At 71.8% G+C, this 17,726-nt stretch carries 18 protein-coding genes; 7 read left to right on the forward strand and 11 right to left on the reverse strand.

Translation table 11 applies throughout. The features are described 5' to 3' along the window. Window positions 1-245: 245 nt before the first annotated feature. Window positions 246-764 carry a cupin domain-containing protein gene (locus FRZ03_RS06070; RefSeq protein WP_146464084.1) on the reverse strand — a complete coding sequence of 173 codons (519 nt, stop codon included), beginning with the start codon at window positions 762-764 and terminating at the stop codon, window positions 246-248. 314 nt (window positions 765-1,078) lie between these two features. Here FRZ03_RS06070 and FRZ03_RS06075 point away from each other — a divergent pair, with 314 nt between their 5' ends. Beyond that, window positions 1,079-1,951, forward strand: coding sequence for an SGNH/GDSL hydrolase family protein (locus FRZ03_RS06075; protein ID WP_146464085.1), 873 nt, complete (start codon window positions 1,079-1,081; stop codon window positions 1,949-1,951). Window positions 1,952-1,984: 33 nt separating this feature from the next. Here the strand turns inward: FRZ03_RS06075 and FRZ03_RS06080 are convergent, their stop codons facing one another. Beyond that, a complete protein-coding gene (locus tag FRZ03_RS06080) occupies window positions 1,985-2,785 on the reverse strand; it encodes an SDR family NAD(P)-dependent oxidoreductase (protein WP_146464086.1) in 801 nt (266 codons plus the stop codon). Window positions 2,786-2,872: 87 nt separating this feature from the next. Between FRZ03_RS06080 and FRZ03_RS06085 the strand changes: the two genes are divergently transcribed. Together FRZ03_RS06085 and FRZ03_RS06090 are read left to right on the forward strand one after the other, a co-directional pair. Then, the gene (locus FRZ03_RS06085; protein WP_146464087.1) at window positions 2,873-3,745 is read left to right on the forward strand and encodes a helix-turn-helix transcriptional regulator; all 873 of its coding nucleotides are present in this window, start codon (window positions 2,873-2,875) and stop codon (window positions 3,743-3,745) included. A gap of 44 nt (window positions 3,746-3,789) precedes the next feature. After that, on the forward strand, window positions 3,790-4,179 hold the full coding sequence (locus FRZ03_RS06090; RefSeq protein WP_146464088.1) for a RidA family protein: 390 nt from the start codon (window positions 3,790-3,792) through the stop codon (window positions 4,177-4,179). A 7-nt stretch (window positions 4,180-4,186) separates the two neighbouring features. On the opposite strand, the gene FRZ03_RS06095 is transcribed toward FRZ03_RS06090, so the two are convergent. Continuing rightward, a complete protein-coding gene (locus FRZ03_RS06095) occupies window positions 4,187-5,419 on the reverse strand; it encodes a polysaccharide deacetylase family protein (RefSeq protein ID WP_261398613.1) in 1,233 nt (410 codons plus the stop codon). Window positions 5,420-5,848: 429 nt separating this feature from the next. Between FRZ03_RS06095 and FRZ03_RS38830 the strand changes: the two genes are divergently transcribed. Beyond that, a complete protein-coding gene (locus FRZ03_RS38830) occupies window positions 5,849-5,986 on the forward strand; it encodes a tryptorubin family RiPP precursor (RefSeq protein WP_239697892.1) in 138 nt (45 codons plus the stop codon). Between the two features lie 130 nt (window positions 5,987-6,116). Further along, window positions 6,117-7,169, forward strand: coding sequence for a cytochrome P450 (locus FRZ03_RS06100; protein ID WP_146464089.1), 1,053 nt, complete (start codon window positions 6,117-6,119; stop codon window positions 7,167-7,169). Window positions 7,170-7,190: 21 nt separating this feature from the next. Here FRZ03_RS06100 and FRZ03_RS06105 read toward each other — a convergent pair whose 3' ends face one another. The 7 genes from FRZ03_RS06105 to FRZ03_RS06135 all read right to left on the reverse strand — a co-directional run bounded on the left by FRZ03_RS06105 (window position 7,191) and on the right by FRZ03_RS06135 (window position 14,500). Beyond that, entirely contained in the window at window positions 7,191-8,075 is an 885-nt protein-coding gene (locus tag FRZ03_RS06105) for a DMT family transporter (RefSeq protein WP_146464090.1), read from the reverse strand. A gap of 144 nt (window positions 8,076-8,219) precedes the next feature. Further along, entirely contained in the window at window positions 8,220-9,974 is a 1,755-nt protein-coding gene (locus FRZ03_RS06110; RefSeq protein WP_146464091.1) for a carbohydrate binding domain-containing protein, read from the reverse strand. A 185-nt stretch (window positions 9,975-10,159) separates the two neighbouring features. Next, window positions 10,160-10,441: a hypothetical protein gene (locus FRZ03_RS06115; RefSeq protein WP_146464092.1), complete on the reverse strand. Its 282-nt coding sequence runs from the start codon at window positions 10,439-10,441 to the stop codon at window positions 10,160-10,162. A gap of 70 nt (window positions 10,442-10,511) precedes the next feature. Then, window positions 10,512-11,327, reverse strand: coding sequence for an ABC transporter permease (locus FRZ03_RS06120; RefSeq protein WP_146464116.1), 816 nt, complete (start codon window positions 11,325-11,327; stop codon window positions 10,512-10,514). A 26-nt stretch (window positions 11,328-11,353) separates the two neighbouring features. Beyond that, complete coding sequence (locus FRZ03_RS06125) at window positions 11,354-12,247, reverse strand: ABC transporter permease (protein WP_146464093.1); 894 nt, start codon at window positions 12,245-12,247, stop codon at window positions 11,354-11,356. Between the two features lie 3 nt (window positions 12,248-12,250). After that, window positions 12,251-13,444: an ABC transporter substrate-binding protein gene (locus FRZ03_RS06130; RefSeq protein WP_146464094.1), complete on the reverse strand. Its 1,194-nt coding sequence runs from the start codon at window positions 13,442-13,444 to the stop codon at window positions 12,251-12,253. Between the two features lie 24 nt (window positions 13,445-13,468). Beyond that, window positions 13,469-14,500 carry an ABC transporter ATP-binding protein gene (locus FRZ03_RS06135; RefSeq protein ID WP_146464095.1) on the reverse strand — a complete coding sequence of 344 codons (1,032 nt, stop codon included), beginning with the start codon at window positions 14,498-14,500 and terminating at the stop codon, window positions 13,469-13,471. A 110-nt stretch (window positions 14,501-14,610) separates the two neighbouring features. On the opposite strand from FRZ03_RS06135, the gene FRZ03_RS06140 reads away from it, so the two are divergent. Both FRZ03_RS06140 and FRZ03_RS06145 read left to right on the forward strand, forming a co-directional pair. Beyond that, window positions 14,611-15,351: a FadR/GntR family transcriptional regulator gene (locus FRZ03_RS06140; RefSeq protein ID WP_146464096.1), complete on the forward strand. Its 741-nt coding sequence runs from the start codon at window positions 14,611-14,613 to the stop codon at window positions 15,349-15,351. 36 nt (window positions 15,352-15,387) lie between these two features. After that, entirely contained in the window at window positions 15,388-16,152 is a 765-nt protein-coding gene (locus FRZ03_RS06145; RefSeq protein WP_146464097.1) for a cache domain-containing protein, read from the forward strand. 19 nt (window positions 16,153-16,171) lie between these two features. On the opposite strand, the gene FRZ03_RS06150 is transcribed toward FRZ03_RS06145, so the two are convergent. Next, window positions 16,172-17,650: a glutamate-cysteine ligase family protein gene (locus tag FRZ03_RS06150; protein ID WP_146464098.1), complete on the reverse strand. Its 1,479-nt coding sequence runs from the start codon at window positions 17,648-17,650 to the stop codon at window positions 16,172-16,174. Window positions 17,651-17,726: the final 76 nt, after the last annotated feature.

Consider the following 17,726-nt stretch of genomic DNA (forward strand, 5'->3'; position numbering starts at 1 on the left):
GGCCGGACAGACGGGTGAACGCCTCGGTGAGCGAGGCGGCGGTGTGGACACCGCGTTGTCGGGCCGCCGTGAGAAGAGGCGAACGACACGGGAGCGCGCTGCCGCCCGGGCAGGGCTCAGTGCCGACGGCGGCCGCTGCGGGACGCCGTGACCATGGACCTCAGTCCTTCGTGGAGAAGTGATGTGTGGGGTACCGCTGTTCGAGCTGAGGGGATCTTGCCATCCCCCGGCGCCGCGGGCAACCCCTATCGGTCGCCCGCCTCCTCCGCCGCCCCGGTGACGGGCTCGGTGGCATAGCGGCGCATCACCCGGGCGTCGGCCTCGGGGGTCGGCTCCTGGCCGGCGGCGATCATGTCCCGCAGGTCCCGGAAGTACTGCACGTACAGATCGGGGGTGAACGTGCTGACCATCACGGCCGGTTCCGCGGTCGGGTTGGCGAAGGTGTGCGGGGCGCCGGGCGGGACCATCACCATCGTGCCCGCGCCCGCGTCGTGCGTCCGGTCGCCGACCGTGAACCGCACGGTGCCGGAGACGACGTAGAAGCCCTCGTCGTGCTGGGCGTGCCGGTGCTGCGGCGGCCCCTCGCAGTGCGGCGCGAGGGTGGTCTCGGCGAGCCCGAGCCGGTGCCCGGTGGTGCTGCCGTCCTCCAGGATGCGCAGCCGGATGGTGCCCAGCACGATCGTCTCGCCCTCGTCCGGACCGACCACCGAGACGGCGGGACCGGCGGCGCTCCCCGGAGCGTCGGTGTACGACTTGTCTGTCATGATCCGATTCCACCGCCGGACGCCGCGGCAGTCCACCACCGAGGCGGTGGTGTCGACATCCCTTGCCGAACGAGTGAGTTGACGGCCGTGTCTCGTGGGCGTTTCAAGAATTCCTGTCAATAAGGTTGACTCGCCGCTCGGCTGACTCCACATTACCTAGCGGTAACCCCCTGTTCGCCCACGCAACGACGGCCGACCCCACCCCCACCGCTGTGAGCCGCCGCGTCCTCGCGCACCCGCCCGCTCCGGGTTCCGCCCTGTCCGCCGCGCCGGGTCCCCACCCGGGCGGCACCTGAGAAGAGGGAGCACGCCCCATGATCAGACCTGCCCTGCGCCGTGTCGTCGCCGCGGCGTCCGCGCTCGCCGGCGCCCTGGCCCTCGGCCTCACCGCCGCCCCCGCCCAGGCCTCGACCACCCTCGACTACGCGGCCCTCGGGGACAGTTACAGCGCCGGCTCGGGCGTGCTGCCCGTCGACGCGAGCAATCTGCTCTGCATGCGCTCCACCGTGAACTACCCCCATGTCATCGCCGCCGCCACGGGCGCCCGGCTGACGGACGTCACCTGTGGCGGCGCCCAGACCAAGGACTTCACCCAGTCCCAGTACCCGGGTGTCGCGCCGCAGGTGGACGCGGTGAACGCGGACACCGACCTGGTGACCCTGACCATCGGCGGCAACGACAACAGCACCTTCCTCAACGCCATCGTGGACTGCGGCACCGCGGGGGTGCTCGGCGCCGGCCAGGGCAGCCCCTGCAAGGACAAGTACGGCAGTTCCTTCGACGACGCCATCGACGCCAACACCTACCCGGCGCTGAAGAGCGCGCTGCTGGCCGTCAAGGCCAAGGCGCCCGGGGCCCGGGTGGCGGTGCTGGGATACCCGTGGATCGTGCCCGCCACCGCCGACCCGTCCTGCTTCCTCAAGCTCCCGATCGCCTCCGGTGACGTGCCGTACCTGCGCGCGCTCCAGGCCCACCTCAACTCCGTCGTCCAGCGCGCCGCCACGGAGACCGGGGCCACCTTCGTGGACTTCTCCCAGGCGTCCGACGGGCACGACGCGTGCCAGGCCGCGGGCACCCGGTGGATCGAGCCGCTGCTGTTCGGGACGAACGTCGTGCCCGTCCACCCCAACGCGCTCGGTGAGCAGCGCATGGCCGAGCGCACCATGAGCGTCCTCGGCCTCCGCTGACGCGGAAGACGGCGGCCCCGGCCCGGACGCCGTTCAGGCCAGGGCGCCGCCGTCGACCCGCAGCACCGTGCCGGTGACGAAGGAGGACCGGTCGCTCAGCAGCCACGCCGCCGCCTCGGCCACCTCCTCCGGGGCGGCCGCCCGGCGCAGCGGGCTGCTCGCCGTGATCCGCTCCCGGATCCCCGGCGAGTCCGCCTCCCAGGCCCGGGTCATCTCCGTCAGCGTGAAGCCCGGGGCGATCGCGTTCACGCGGATGCCCTCCGGGCCGTAGGTCGCGGCGGCCGACGCGGTCAGGCTGTTGACCGCCCGCTTCATCGCGCCGTACACGGGCAGTTCGGCGTTGGCGCGAAGGCTGCCCACCGAGGAGTTGTTGACGATGGCGCCCGCCTTGGCGGTGGCCCGGATGGCCGCGACCTCGGCGGCCATGGCCAGCCAGACACCCTTCAGGTTGACCGCGTAGATCTGGTCGAAGTCGTCCTCCGGGATGCCGTCCAGGGGGCCGGGGTGCTGGATCGTCGCACCGTTGTTGAAGGCGACGTCGAGACGGCCGTACCGGTCCACGACGCGGTCCACGGCGGCGCGCACGCTCTCCCCGTCCGCCAGGTCGCACACCACGTGGTCCGCGGTGCCGCCCGCCGCCCGGATCTCCTCGCTGACCGCCTTGAGCTGGTCCTCCGTCCGGGCCGCGAGCAGCACCCGGGCGCCCTCGCGGGCGAACAGCCGCGCCGCCGCGGCCCCGATGCCCCGCCCGGCCCCGGTGACGAAGGCGACCTTCCCGGCCAGCAGTCCGGCCGGAGCCGTCTGATATGCGGCGGTTTCCTGTGGATTGTTCATGGCATCCAGCCTGCGCCTGCCGGCGGGGCCGATCCAGGTACCAGGTGTACCTGGATCGACCGTCCGCGGCACCGGCACACTGGTGGGGTGGACAGAGTGGAACTGGGCGCCTTCCTGCGCAGCAGGCGCGAGCGGATCGGACCGGCCGACGTCGGCCTGCCCGTCGGACCGCGCCGACGCACACCGGGGCTGCGCCGCGAGGAGGTGGCCGCGCTGGCGTTCATCTCGGCCGAGTACTACACCCGCCTCGAACAGGCCCGCGGCCCGCGCCCCTCCCGCGAGGTACTGTCCGGGCTGGCCCGGGCCCTGCGGCTGACGGACGCCGAACGCGGCCATCTGCACGAGCTGGCGGGCGCCCCGCCGAGCCTCGCGCCCGGCCCCCCGCGCGAGGTGCGCCAGAGCATCCTCGACCTGGTGCACCGGCTGCCGGGCTCCGCCGCCTTCGTCACCTCGGCCACCCTGGAGGTGCTCGCCTGGAACGACCTGGCCGCCGCCCTCATGGAGGACTTCTCGGCCCTGCCGCGCCGCGACCGCAATCTGGCCCGCCGCGCCTTCCTCGGCCCGCACGACGAGGGCCCGAGCCCGCACGACGAGGGCCCGAGCCTGTACGGGGTGTCCGACGCCGCGGAGTTCCGCCGTCACGCGGTGCGCCGTCTGCGCGGTGCCGCCGCCCGCTACCCGGACGACCCCGAGGTGAGCGGTCTGATTCGTGAACTGGGCGCCGGCAGCGAGGAGTTCGCCCGGCTGTGGGCCTCTCACGAGGTGGACGCCGAGCCGACGCTGAGCAAGACCTTCCGGCACCCGCTGGTCGGACCGGTCACCGTCGCCTGCGACGCGCTCGAACTGACCGACCGCGACCAGCAGGTCGTCATCTACACCGCCGTTCCCGGCTCGTCCTCCGAGCAGGCCCTGCGGCTGCTGGCGGTCGTCGGCACCCAGCACATGACCGCGCCCGGCTGAGCGCGGTTGGACGCGGCGGCGCCCGGCCGCCTAGCGTTCCGGTCATGACGGAGCGACGCGCGATCCTCGGTGGTTCGGCCTTCGAGGAGCAGATCGGTTACGCCCGGGCCGTGGTCGACGGCGACTGGGTGCACGTGTCCGGGACCACCGGGTTCGACTACACCACCATGACCATTCCGGACGACGTGGTGGCACAGGCCGAGCAGTGCCTGCGCAACATCGGGGCGGCGCTGGCCGAGGCGGAGTGCGGCTTCGCCGACGTGGTGCGGGTGCGCTATCTGCTGCCCGACCGCGCGGACTTCGAGCCCTGCTGGCCGGTGCTGCGGGCCTGCTTCGGCGAGGTCCGCCCGGCCGCCACCATGATGGAGTGCGGCCTCGCCGATCCGCGGATGAAGATCGAGATCGAGGTGTACGCCCGCCCCCCGGCGAGGTGACGCCGGCTCAGCCCCGCTTGGCCGGGCGCAGGAACGAACTCCAGCCGCCCGCCGGCTTCTCGCCGACCTCCAGGGTGCGCAGCAGCGTGAGGATCGCCGGGTCCTGGGCGTCGAGCCAGTCGGTGAACTGCCGGAAGGAGACCAGCCGTACCTCCGGCCGCCCGGCGATCTGCCGCAGCGCCTCCTCGACCGCGTCCATGTAGATGCCGCCGTTCCACTGCTCGAAGTGGTTGCCGATGAACAGCGGTGCCCGGTTCGTCTCGTACGCCCGGTCGAAGCCGGCCATGTACGCCTGGGACGTCTGGGCGCGCCAGTAGGGGTAGTTGTACGACGGCGCGCGCGTCGAGTTCTGCGACTGGTTGGCCAGCATGTTCCAGTCCATGGACAGCACTTCGAAGCTGCGCCCGGGGAACGGGATGCTCTGCAGCGGCAGATCCCACAGCCCCTCCCGTTTGCGCGGCCAGCGCTGCACCCCGCCCGGCGACGAGGCGTCGTAACGCCAGCCCAGCCGCCGGGCGGCGGGCAGCAGGTTCTCCTGGCCGAGCAGGCAGGGGGTGCGGCCGCCCACGAGTTCCTTGTCGTAGTCGAAGGGCAGCGGCGGCTCGTCGTGCCAGCCGGTGTTGGTCCGCCAGGACGTGACGAACGACCGGGCCTGCTCGATCTCCGAGTGCCACTGCGCCGGGGTCCAGTCGGCCACCGACCCGGAGCCCTCGCAGAAGTGCCCGTTGAAGTGCGTGCCGATCTCGTGCCCGTCGAGCCAGGCCTCGCGGACGCACTTCAGGGTCTGCCGGATGTGCGCGTCGGTGAGGTAGCCGATGTCCGAGGCGCCGACCGGGTTGTTCGGCGGCCGGTACAGCCGCTTCTTGTCCTCCGGCAGCAGGTACAGACCGGACAGGAAGAAGGTCATCCGGGCGTCGTGGGCGCGGGCCAGTTCCAGGAAGCGCGGGAAGAGCCCGGTGCCGAGTTCGCCCGCGCCGTCCCAGGAGAACACCACGAACTGCGGTGGTGTCTCGCCCGGTTCGAGCGGGGTGGGCGCGTCCGGCTGGTTCGGCTGCCGCCCGGTGTACGCCGTCGAGCCGTCACCGATCAGCCGCGGCGCCTGCCGCTGTCCGCCGGGTCCCGAGGAGCCGAACCCCCATCCGTCCCGGCTGCACCCGGTCAGCGCGCCGACGGCGGCGCCGAGACCGGCACCGAGGCCCAGGCGCGCCACGCTCCGGCGGCTGATTCCCTGTGCCGTCACGCCATCGCCTCCCTGATCGTCGTGCACGACACCTCGCACGATAAGGAAGATAAGCCTATGAAACGGGGCATTTAACGCGGCGTGGTGCGTAAAAGGGCGTCAAGAGGTGACGGGGTGCCGGGAGGTGCCCGTTCAGCATGTACACATCCAGCCATTCTGTTGAGCGTGGAGTCGCCCGGCGGCGTACCGCCGGGCGTCCGCTCTCGTCACCGCGCCGTCCGGCATCCGAACGATCGGCGCGGCCTGCCATCAGTGTGGAAGGGGTGACGACCGGCTCGGTATCCGCTTGTTGCGATATCCAGTCAAGTCGGAGCACCGATGACAGAAGAATGACCGAAAGTGGTTACCTGGAGCGTTCGTTGCGTTCGGCCGGGATTATTCGGTGGATGGGTGAGGGAAGTTTCCGGGAGTCGCCGACACGTGATCTTCATGGGCCCGCCCCGGGAGGACGCGCGTCACCCGCCCATCCCGAAAGGAGGTGCAGAGATGAAGCTTCTCTTCTCCATCCGCAACAAGGTCGCGGCCGGCAAGAGCCTCAAGGCGAGCGCCTGGTACATCTGGTACTGACGGCGCATCGCAGCCACGTACCGTGCTTGACATCGTTGTCCGGCCGTGCTTCGTGCGAGCCGGCCGGGCAACGCTGTTCCGCCGCCGCGCGAACCCCCCTCGCCCCCGCCGTCGCATCGGAGCGCCAGCCATGCCGCCGTCGCCGTCCTCCGCAGCGCTCACGCGCACCACCGTGCTCCACCCGCGGCTCGCCGCGCTCATCCGCGACCACCTGGGCCAGGACCTCTTCCGGCTGGAACCCGACACCATCGGCGTCGCCGGACCCGAGGTCGCCGACCGCATCCTCGCCGCGCGCCGGGCCACCGAGACCGAACGCCCCACCTTCAAGCCGCTCCAGGGCCGGTCCATCACCCGCGCCGAGGCCTCCCGGATCACCCGCACCATCGGCGACGACGTGCGCGAGGCCCTGGCCGGACCGGTGCCCGAGAACGTCGACCTCACCGGCTCCTGGCCGCTGACCGGCCACCTCTTCCTGCGCGACCTCATCCTCGGCCGGGACCCCCGGCGGCTGCGCATGCTGATGAGCCGCACCCTCGAACTCACCCCCAAGCTCACCTGGTCGGTGATCGCGGTCGGCGCCGCCCTGCCCGGCTGGCCCCGCCCCGGCGACCGGCTCACCAAACTCGCCGAGCGCACCGCGCGGGCCGAGGGCTACCAGGAACGCCGCTACGCGATGGGCATGTACCGCAGGGCGGCCGCCCCGGTCTGCTTCACCGTCTCCACCTTGGTGGCCAACGCGCTCTGGCTGGGCTCGCCCTTCGACGAGGGCACCCCGAACCGCAACATCATCCTGGAGTCGCTGCGCCTGCTGCCGCCCTCCTGGAACCTGCTGCGCAACGCCTCGCCCGAGTACCCGGCGATCGACGGCAGGATAGGCACCGAGGACGACGTCCTGCTGCTGCCCCTGCTCTCCCACCGCGACCCGGCCCTGTGGGACGACCCCGACGCCTTCCGCCCCGAACGCTGGGACCACCTCGACCCCGAGGACACCCCCGGCTATCTGCCCTTCGGCCACTCCTCGGAGCGCTGCTGGGGCCGGCACATGGTCATGCCGCTCGCCGAACTCCTCCTCGACCTGGTCCGGGGCGCAGGGCTGGTGGTCGATCCCGCCCAGCGGGTCGCCAAGGTCCCCCTGCTCGGCCTGCTCGGTGTGGACGACGTACGGCTGGTGCGCCCGAGCTGACCCGGCGCGTCCCGCCGCCGTTCACCCGGCGGCCTCCTCCCCCCGCGCCGTGGTGTCCGGGACGACCGTGATGTGCTGCACGGCCCGGCTCAGCACCAGCACGCCCGCCACGATCAGCAGCGCCCCGCACGCCTCCGGCACCAGCCACCAGCCCGTGCGCACCTGCTCCTGGAGCAGGGCGATGCCCAGCACGAGGCTCACCATCGCGTCGCCGATGGTCAGCGCGGGCTGGGCCGCGACCAGCGGGCCCGCCTGGAGCGCGTTCTCCAGCAGCAGCACCGCGGCCACCCCGGCGAGCGCGAAGCCGTAGGTCTGCCAGGAGCGAAGGAACGCCAGGAAGCCCTGGTCGGCGAAGGTGCCCGAGGCCGACTTCAGCAGCGCGGCGGTCAGCGCGTTGCCGGTGGCGGAGGCGGCCGCCAGCAGCGCGGCGCGCCGGGTCGCCGGGCGTCCGGGGGTGGCCAGCAGCACGCAGGCCGCCATCGCGCCGACGCACAGGCACAGCGCCGGGATCCACCGGCTGAGCGGGGCCTGTTCGAGCGCTCCGTGCGGCGCGGCCGCGACCAGCAGCATCGCCAGCCCCAGCACACAGCCCGCCACACCCCACCAGCCCCAGTGCGGCAGCCGCCGGTGCATCAGCGGAGCGGCGATCAGCAGCGCGAAGGGCAGTTCGAGGATGAACAGCGGCTGGACCAGTGCCAGCGGGCCGTTGACCAGGGCCAGGCTCTGGAACAGGGCCGCGCCGACCACGCCGGCCATGCCCAGCACCCACACGGGCCGGCGCACCAGCTCCGCGAGCAGCCGGATTCCGCCGCGGCTGCTCGCGGAGGCGGCCTTGCGCTGGAACGCGGTGCCCACGGCGTTGCTCGCCGCGCCCGCCACGGCGAACGCCGCGGCCAGTTCGATCACGACCCTGTCTCCCGCCTGCACCGAAGGGGCCTCGGGCCCCTTCAGCCTACGGAAGCGAGCCGGGCGGTCGCCTCATGAGCCGGTCGTACGAGGGCCGAGCCCACCCGGTGCGGTCACACCGGGCAGGCTCGGCCGCCGCAGGGGTCAGGAGACGGCGAGGTCGTCGGCGTAGACCGTGCCCTGGCCGTACCAGCCGTGCACGTACACGGTGACCGTGCCGGAGGAGCCGGTGGTGAACGGCACCGTCAGCTTCTGCCAGGACGAGGAGGAGGTCCAGGTGCTGGCCGTCGCGCCACCGCTCACACCGAGGTAGGCGTACGAGCCCTGCACCCAGCCCTGCAGGGTGTACGACGTGTTCGGCTTGAGGGTGAGGGTCTGGGCGCACTGGCCGGTCGACGAGGAGGTCGCGTCGGTCTTCAGGGCGTGGCTGCCGCCGTGCACCGGGGAGGAGACCACCGAGGCGCCGCTGTCGCAGGTCCAGGGCGTCAGCGAACCGCTCTCGAAGTCACCGTTGGCCAGGGCCGTGGGCGTGCCGCCGCCGGTTCCGTTGACGGTCAGGGTGAAGGTGGAGCTGTGCTTGGCCGATCCCGCCGTGCCGGTGACGGTCAGCTGGTAGCTGCCCGGCGCGGTGGAGGCGGCCGTCTTCACGGTGAGCGTGGAGGCGGCGCCTGCGGTGACCGAGGTCGGGCTGAGGGTCGCCGTCACCCCGCTCGGCGCGCCACTGACCGCCAGGTCCACGGACTGCGCGCTGCCCGAGGTCACCGAGGTCTTCACGGACGCCGTCGTGGAGCCGCCGGGGTCGACCGAGGCGGTGGCGGGGGAGACGGAGACCGAGAAGTCGTTGGCCGGCGGGGTGGTCGTACCGCCCGAGAACGGCGCGAAGGTGTGCGAGAAGTACCAGGTGTCCTGGCTGATCCCGGAGCAGGTGTCGGAGCCGCCGGTGCCGGGGCAGCCGCCGTTGTCGCGCTGGAGGGCCCAGAAGGAGAGGGTGTTCAGGCCCTTGGACACCGCCCAGTTGTACACCGCCGTGGCGTCGGCCGTGGTGAACGTCTCGGCCGGCCCGTAGTCGTCGATGCCGGGCATCTCGGTGACGCCGATCGTGTTCCACAGCTGGCTGTCCGACAGGTTCGGGTAGAGCGAGGCCAGCTGGTCGTGCAGTCCGGTCGCGGCCGTCTGGGTGTCGGTGGCCATGTGGTGGGTGGCGCCGTCGTAATAGTCGAACGTCATGATGTTGACGACGTCCACCTTGGCGCCCGCGCTCTTGGCGCTGCGCAGCACGGCGAGCCCGCTGTCGGCCAGGCCGCTCGTCGTGGTCGGCAGGGTGTAGGAGAACTGCACCGAGCGCCCGTTGGCGGCGGCCCAGTCCTGCACCTTCTTGATCGCCTGGTTGCGGCGGTCGATGCCGGCCTGGTTGGTCAGCGAGTTGTCCTCGATGTCCATGTCCAGGCGGGAGACGTCGTAGGTGGTGATGATCTTCTCGTAGGCGGCGGCGATGGAGTCGACGTTGGTGCAGCTGTCCGCGATCTCCGTGCCGCCGTTGTCGGCCGCGTACCCGCCGAGCGAGGGGATCACGTCGCCGCCGCGCGAGCGGATGGTGGTGAAGTCGGAGCCGAAGACCGAGGAGGCGACGGGGGTGCCGGTGTCACCGTTCCAGTACGGCGTGCAGGAGCCCTTCTTCTCGGTCTGGAGAAAGGCCATGGTCAGGTACTTGGCGCCGGAGGACTGGGCGAGGGCGGCGGGGCTGTCGCCGTTGTAGGCCTCGAAGTAGGGCGCGAAGACGTGCGCGGGCAGCGGGGTCGCCGCTTGCGCGGTGCCCCCGATCCCCAGGGCGAGCCCCGCCGACGCGGCCAGGGTGGCCACGCCGGTGAGCAGGGCGCGTACGGATCTCGGACGTGTCATCGGGTACTCCCGGATAGCGAACGACAGTCGATCGAGCGGGGGTGTCGCACGGTGGAGCCCGGCCGGGGCTATTGGTCTAGGCCATGATTGGTCTGGACCAAACCCCGGTCAAGGTGCGGGAGCATCCTTTTTGCCTTGTCGTGAAACAGTCAACGGAGCCAGGAGAGCCCTGGATTGATGGACCGTCAGGTCGCGCGGGTGCCGCCGCCTCGGCGGATACGGCCCAGCAGGTCCCGGTGGTAGGCGGCGAGCTGTCCGGCGGGCACCGGGGCCGGACTGCCGGTCAGGGTGTACCAGGTGTCGCCGCCGAAGCGCTGGACGGCGACGCGCGCGCTGCGGCCGTCCGACCGCAGGACCGTCGCCACGGTGAGCTCACCGGTGAGCACGCCGACCTCGTCGGTCATCGCCCCGCCGGGCCCCGCGGTGACCCGGTCGACATAGCTGTTCACGCTGGGAGGGTTGGTCATGGCCGCAGGGTTCCACCGACCCGCCCGGCACGCCCGGACCGGCCGCCGTCCGCGCGTGTCCGGGCCCGGCTCACACCCGGCTGGAGGTCGCCGTGTCCGCCGACAGCCGCTGGGCGAGATAGATCGGCACCACCGACACCAGCACCAGGACCGCGGCCACCACATTGACCACCGGCGCCTGCTGAGGGCGCGTCATGTTGCCGAAGATCCAGATGGGCAGCGTCTCGACGCCGGGTCCCGCGGTGAAGGTGGTGACCACCACCTCGTCGAAGGAGAGCGCGAAGGAGAGCAGCGCGCCCGCCAGCAGCGCCGAGCGCACCAGCGGGAAGGTGACGTCCACGAAGGCGCGGAACGTGTGGGCGCCGAGGTCCATCGCCGCCTCCTCGTACGACGTGGTCGTGCGCCGCAGCCGCGCCACCACGTTGTTGAACACCACGACGATGCAGAACGTGGCATGCCCGACGATCACCGTGAACAGCCCGAGTCCCACACCGAGCGGCCGGAGCACCGTGCCGAAGGCCGAGTTGAGGGCGATGCCCGTGACGATGCCGGGCAGTGCGATCGGCAGCACCACTATGAACGACACCGTGCCGCGCCCGAAGAAGCGGTGCCGGGCCACGGCGAACGCGATCAGCGTGCCGAGGACGAGCGCGATCGCCGTGGCCCCGAGCCCCGCCTTCACCGACACCCACAGGGCGTGCCGGGCGCCGGCGTCGTGCACGGCCGCCGACCACCAGCGCCCGGTCAGCCCCGGCGGCGGCCAGCTCGCGCTGCGGTCCGGGTTCAGGGAGTTGACGAGGACCAGCAGCAACGGGACGTAGATCACCGCGAATCCGATCCCGGCGCCGATGCGCAGGGCGATGCGGGCACTGCGGCCAAGATGCACGTCGCTCATCCTCTCCGGGGGACCGGTCACAGACTGTTCAGGGCGCCCGTACGGCGGATCGCCAGCAGATAGACGACGATCACCACCACCGGGACCGTGCCGAGCGCGGCGGCCATCGGCAGGTTCAACTCGATGTTGGAGTACACGAGATTGCCGATCAGCTGCGTCTTGCCGCCGACGATCTGCACGGTGATGTAGTCGCCGAGGCTCAGCGAGAAGGTGAACACCGAACCCGCGGCGACCGACGGCAGCACCATCGGCAGCACCACCGAGCGGAAGGTGCGCCCCGCGCGGGCCCCGAGGTCCGCCGACGCGTCGAGCAGCTGCGCCGGCAGCTGTTCGAGCGCGGTGTGGATCGGCAGGATCATGTACGGCAGCCACAGGTACGTCAGGGTGAGCACCGTGGCCGGCAGCCCGAACCCGGGGCCGCTGAGCCCGAACGGCGCGAGCAGCCAGTCGGCGAGCCCGCCGTGCGACAGTATGAGCCGCCAGGCGTACACCTTGACCAGGTAGCTCGCCCACAGCGGGGTGAGGATGGCCACCACCAGCAGCGGACGCCGGCGCGGCGGGGCCACCCGCGCGGTGTAGAAGGCGACCGGGAAGGCGATCAGCGCGCACAGCACGGTCACCGCGAGCGCCACGCCCACGCTGCGCACGATCACCTCGCGGAACACCGGCACCGTCACCAGCTGGTGGAAGTTGTCCGTCGACCAGACCTTCACCACCTGGGAGGTGAAGGAGTCGGTGGTCCAGAAGGCGGAGGCGAACAGCACCGCCAGCGAGCCGAGATAGAGCACGGCCAGCCACAGCAGCGGCGCGGTGAGCAGCAGGGTGAGCCGCAGCCGGGGCCGGCGGTGCAGCGCCCCGGCGAGCCGGCGGACGGTGCCCGGCCGGGCGGCGCTCGTCGCTTCGCTCGCCACGGCTCAGCCCTTGATCTCGGTCCAGGCCTGCACCCACTTCGCGTACGGCACGCACTTCACGTCGGTACGGCCGTCCAGGCACTGCTCGATGGGCGTGTTCCAGAAGGCGATCCGCTTCCAGTAGTTCTCGTCGGCCGCGTGGTAGACCGAGCAGAAGCCGCGGTCCTTGGTCTGCGCGCACGCCTTGGAGTTGGCGGGGGCCTCCCCGAAGTACTCGGCGACCTCCGCGTTGACCTTGGGGGAGACGATCCAGTTCAGCCATTTGTAGGCGCAGTTGGGGTGCTTGGCCTTGCTGGAGACCATCCAGGTGTCGGACCATCCGGTCGAACCCTCCTTCGGCACCAGCGCCTTGACCTTGGCGCCCTCGGAGGCGGCGAGGTTGGCGATCACCTGCCAGGTGGTGCCGACGACCGAGTCACCGCTCTTGAAGGCCGACACCTCCTTGAGGTAGTCGCCCCAGTACTCCCCGATGTCGGCGTTCTGCCGCTTCAGCAGCGCCACGGCGGCGTCGAACTGCTTCTGGTCCAGCGCGTAGGGGTCCTTGATCTTCAGCTCCGGCCTGGTGGCCTTGAGGTACAGGGCCGCGTCGGCGATGTAGATCGGCGAGTCGTACGCCGTGACATGCCCCTTGTACGCCGAGGCCCGGTCGAAGACCGCCGACCAGGAGGTGGGCGCGGGCCTGACCTTCTGGGTGTTGTACATCAGCAGGTTGGCGCCCCGGCCGTGCGGGATGCCGTACATCTTCCCGTCGACGGAGTTCCACGCGCCGTTCTTCAGCCCGCTGAAGACGTCCTTGTAGTTGGGCACCAGATCGGTGTTGACGGGGGCCGCGTCACCCGAGGCGATCAGGCGCAGGGAGGCGTCGCCGGAGGCGGAGACGGCGTCGTACTCGCCGGTCTTCATCAGCTTGACCATCTCGTCCGAGCTGGCGGCGACCTTGGAGCGGACCTGGCAGCCCGTCTGCTTCTCGAAGTCGCCGACCCAGTTCACCCTCGGGTCGTTGGAGCCGTCCTCGACATAGCCGGCCCAGGCGATCAGATCGACCTGCCCCTCGGTCCTGCCGAGCTTCGTCGGGGCCTTCAGATCGGGCGGGTTCAGGCCGCTGGAGGAGGCGGAGCCGGAGGAGTCGCAGGCGGCGGCGAGCAGCAGCGCGGCGCCGGCGCAGGCGGCGGCGCGCAGGGTTCGGGTGAGGCGCACGGCGTTTCTCCAAGAGGTGGGGGGTCAGGAGGGCAGTCGGACGGCGTGGCGGCGGTGCCACTGGAGGCGGACCCGGCTGCCCCGGTAGGCGGCGACGTCCTCGGCGGAGGTCTCCAGGTTCTGCTGCACCGCGGTGAGCCGGCCGCCGCCGTCGAGGTCGACCAGGAAGCGGGTGGTGTCGCCGAGGTAGACGGCGTCCGCGACGGTACCGGTGACGGTGGCGTGCTCCGGCTCGTCCGCCTCCGCGGACTCCTTCAGGACACGGATCTTCTCCGGGCGGATGTTGTAGGTGCCGGGGGCGCCGGCGACCCGGTGGGCCACCTCGCCGTCCAGCAGGTTGGAGGTGCCGACGAACGAGGCGACGAAGGGCGTGGCCGGACGTTCGTAGATCTCCGCGGGCGTGCCGACCTGGGCGATGCGGCCCTGCTCGAACACCGCGATCCGGTCGCTCATGGTCAGCGCCTCCTCCTGGTCGTGGGTGACGAACACGAAGGTGATGCCCACCTCCCGCTGTATCGCCTTGAGTTCGGTCTGCATCTGTTCGCGCAGCTTCAGGTCGAGGGCGCCGAGCGGCTCGTCGAGCAGCAGGACGCGGGGCCGGCCGACGAGGGCGCGGGCGAGCGCGACGCGCTGCCGCTGCCCGCCGGACAGCTGGGCGGGCCGCCGCCCGCCGTAGCCCTCGAGGCGTACCTCGGCGAGCGCCTCGCGGGCCCGGGCCAGGCGCCGGGCCTTCGGCACCTTGCGGATCTTCAGCGCGTAGGCCACGTTCTGCTCGACCGTCATGTGCGGGAAGAGCGCGTAGTCCTGGAAGACGGTGTGCACGTCCCGTTCGAACGGGGCGAGCCCGGTGACCTCCTGGCCGGCCAGCTCGATCCGGCCCCCGTCGGGCGTCTCGAACCCGGCGACGAGCCGCAGCACCGTGGTCTTCCCGGAGCCGGACGGTCCGAGCATCGAGAAGAACTCGCCGTCCCTGATCTCCAGATCGACCCCCGCCACGGCGGTCGTCCCGCCGAACGACTTGCGCAGGTCCTGTAGCCGGATCGCAATTCCCTCCATGGGGGAACCTTTCTGGCGCCCTGTACGTTGACGGCAAACATATGAAGTCATAGTTCTCAACTCAAGAGCCCGTTGGGGTAAAGCTTGAGTCAACGCACGAGGTGATGACCGTGGGGCAGGACCAGAGGGACGGCGGTGCCCGCGGCGCCGTCTTCAGCCCGGTGGACAACCGGGCCCGTGTGGACACGGTCGTCCGCCGGCTCGGCGACGCGATAGAACTGGGCCTCCTCGCCGACGGCGAACAACTGCCGGGCGAGACCGAACTCGCGGGCCGGCTCGGCGTCTCCACCGTCACCCTGCGGGAGGCGCTCATGGCACTGCGCCAGCAGGGCCTGGTCATCACCCGCCGGGGCCGCGGCGGGGGCAGCTTCGTCGCGCTGCCCGACGTGCCCGCCGAGGACCGGCTCCGGTCCCGGCTGCGCGGCTGGAGCACCGAGGAACTGCGCGACCTCGGCGACCACTGGGCCGCCCTGTCCGGCGCCGCCGCCCGGCTCGCCGCCCAGCGCACCGAACCCGAGGACCTGCACCAACTCAGGCGCACCGCCGACGCGTTGGGCCAGGCGGCGGACGTCCCCGCCCGCAGCCGCCTGTACGGCCGCTTCCACGTCGAACTCGCCGCCGCCGCCCAGTCCGCGCGCCTCACCCGTGAACAGGTCGCGCTCCAGGGCGAGGTGGGCGCACTGCTCTGCCTGGTCCTGGCCGACCCCGCATATCGTGAAGAAGTTGCGGACCGGCAGCGCGCACTGCTGCGCTCCGTGCAGGATGGGGCCCACGAAACGGCCGGTCCGCTGGCCGAGCGGTGCGTCAGGGAGTCGACGGCGCGGCTCGTCGCCGTACGCCTCACTCTCTGACCGCGCCGCGTCCGGTCACCGTCCGCTGGAGGACACATGGGCGTCAGCCCCGGGCTCGCCGCGCCCGGCACGGATACGGCGCTGTGGGTGGCCGAGCGGGTGGGCGGCGTCCTGGAGACCGTCTTCGAGGCGGTCGCCGCCACCCGCGCCGACACGGCCGCCGTGCTCAGCCGGGTGACCGAGGAGGGCCGCCGGCCGGCCGGAGCCGACCTCGCCGCCCTCCGCCCGGCCCTGCACCGGCGCCTCGCCGACGGGGAGCTGGTCTCCGGTGCCGGTTTCGTCGCCGCGCCCGGACTGCTCGCCGATGTGCCCGCCTGGCTGGAGTGGTGGCAGCGCGGTGCCGACGGCGGCATACGGCCCCTGTTGCCGGACCTCGACCCCGGCCGCTCGGCGTACTCCGACTACACCCACTGGGACTGGTTCGCGCTGCCCCGCGACACCGGGCGGCGGGCCGTGGCCGGACCGTACGTGGACTATCTCTGCTCCGACGAGTACAGCCTCACGCTGTCCGAACCGGTGCACGTCCGGGGCGAGTTCGCCGGGGTGGCCGCCGCGGACGTGTACCTGCGGCACTTCGAGGCGGCCGTGCTCCCGCTGCTGCGGCACCTCGCGCGCCCCGCCCATCTGGTGAACGCCCGCGGCCGGGTGGCCGCCTCCGCGGACCCCGCGCACCTGGCCGGCTCCCTCACCAGGGGACCCGACTTCGGGGAACTGCTCCTCGGCGGCGCGCGGACCGGGGCGCACGGCGAGCTGCGGCTGGTGCCGTGCCGGGGGGTTCCGCTGGTGCTCGTCCTGGCGTGAACGGCCGGGACGCCGGTGCTCAGTCGACGGGCCAGGTGTGCACCGGGGCGTTGAGGTGCATGTAGTCGATGTACAGCTGGGTCATCCGGCGCAGCGCCTCGTGCCGGCCGGCGTGCGTGGTGTCCACGATGCGGTGGAACACCTCCTTCTGCCACACGGCCCCGTTGCGGCCCGCCACGCAGCGCTGCTCGATGATCCCGAGCAGCGGCTCCCGCCACGCCTCGTCCATCCCGGAGAGTTCGAGGCCGCGGTGGGCGAGCGGCAGCAGCCGGCGCAGCACCAGCTCGGACACGGTCACCTCGCCCACCCCCGGCCAGTACAGCAGCGCGTCGATGCCGTGCCGGGCGGCGGTGTGCAGATTGTCCTCGGCGGCCTGGAAGGACATCCGCGACCACACCGGACGGTCCTCCTCCACCAGCGCCCGGGTGAGCCCGTAGTAGAAGGCGCCGTTGGCGAGGGTGTCGGCGACGGTCGGCCCGGCGGGCAGCACCCGGTTCTCCACACGGATGTGCGGACGGTCGTGGGAGACGGCGTACACGGGGCGGTTCCAGCGGTAGATCGTGCCGTTGTGCAGGGTGAGTTCGCCGAGTTCGGGGACGTCGCCGCGGTCCAGCGTCTCCGCCGGGTCCTGCTCGTCGCACAGGGGGAGCAGGGCCGGGAAGTAGCGCAGGTTCTCCTCGAACAGATCGAAGACGCTGTTGATCCACCGCTCCCCGAACCACACCCGGGGCCGTACGCCCTGCACCTTGATCTCCTGCGGGCGGGTGTCCGTGGCCTGCTCGAACAGCGGGATGCGGGTCTCGTGCCACAGCTCCTTGCCGAACAGGAAGGGCGCGTTCGCCGCGAGCGCGACCTGGATGCCGGCGATGGCCTGCGCGGCGTTCCAGTACCCGGCGAACTCCTCGGGGGAGACCTGGAGGTGGAACTGGGTGCTGGTGCAGGCGGCCTCCGGAGTGATGCTGTCCGCGTAGGTACGCAGCCGGTCGACGCCGTCCACCTCGATGCGCAGATCCTCGCCGCGGGCCGCGAACACCTGGTCGTTGAGCAGCCGGTAGCGGGGGTTCTCCGACAGGGTCTCCTCGCCGATGTCCTTCTGTTCCAGGGTGGGCAGGATGCCGACCATGATCAGCCGGGCGCCGACGGAACGGGCCCGCTCGTCGGCGTGGTCCAGAGCGGCGCGGATCTCCGATTCCCAGGCGTCCGGACCGCCCGCCGTCAGCCGCCGCGGCGGCACGTTGATCTCCAGGTTGAACCGGCCCAACTCGGTGGCCCAGGCGGGGTCGGAGATCGCGTCCAGCACGGCGCTGTTGCGCATGGCCGGCTCGGCGTCCCCGTCCACCAGATTCAGTTCGATCTCCAGACCGACCTGCGGGCGCTCGGACTCGAACCGTTCCTCCCGCAGCATCTTCGCGAACGCGTCCAGGCACTCCTGCATCTTGATCCGGTACCGTCGGCGGTCCTCGCGGGTGAACACGAGCGCCGGGACGTCACGTCCCATCGGCCCTCCAGGATGACCCTCGTCGGACAGTCTCCCCCCAATGTCGCACCATCGCGGGGGCCCCACCATGCGGGGT

It is taken from the genome of Streptomyces misionensis, from assembly GCF_007896895.1.
Taxonomy (GTDB): domain Bacteria; phylum Actinomycetota; class Actinomycetes; order Streptomycetales; family Streptomycetaceae; genus Streptomyces; species Streptomyces misionensis_A.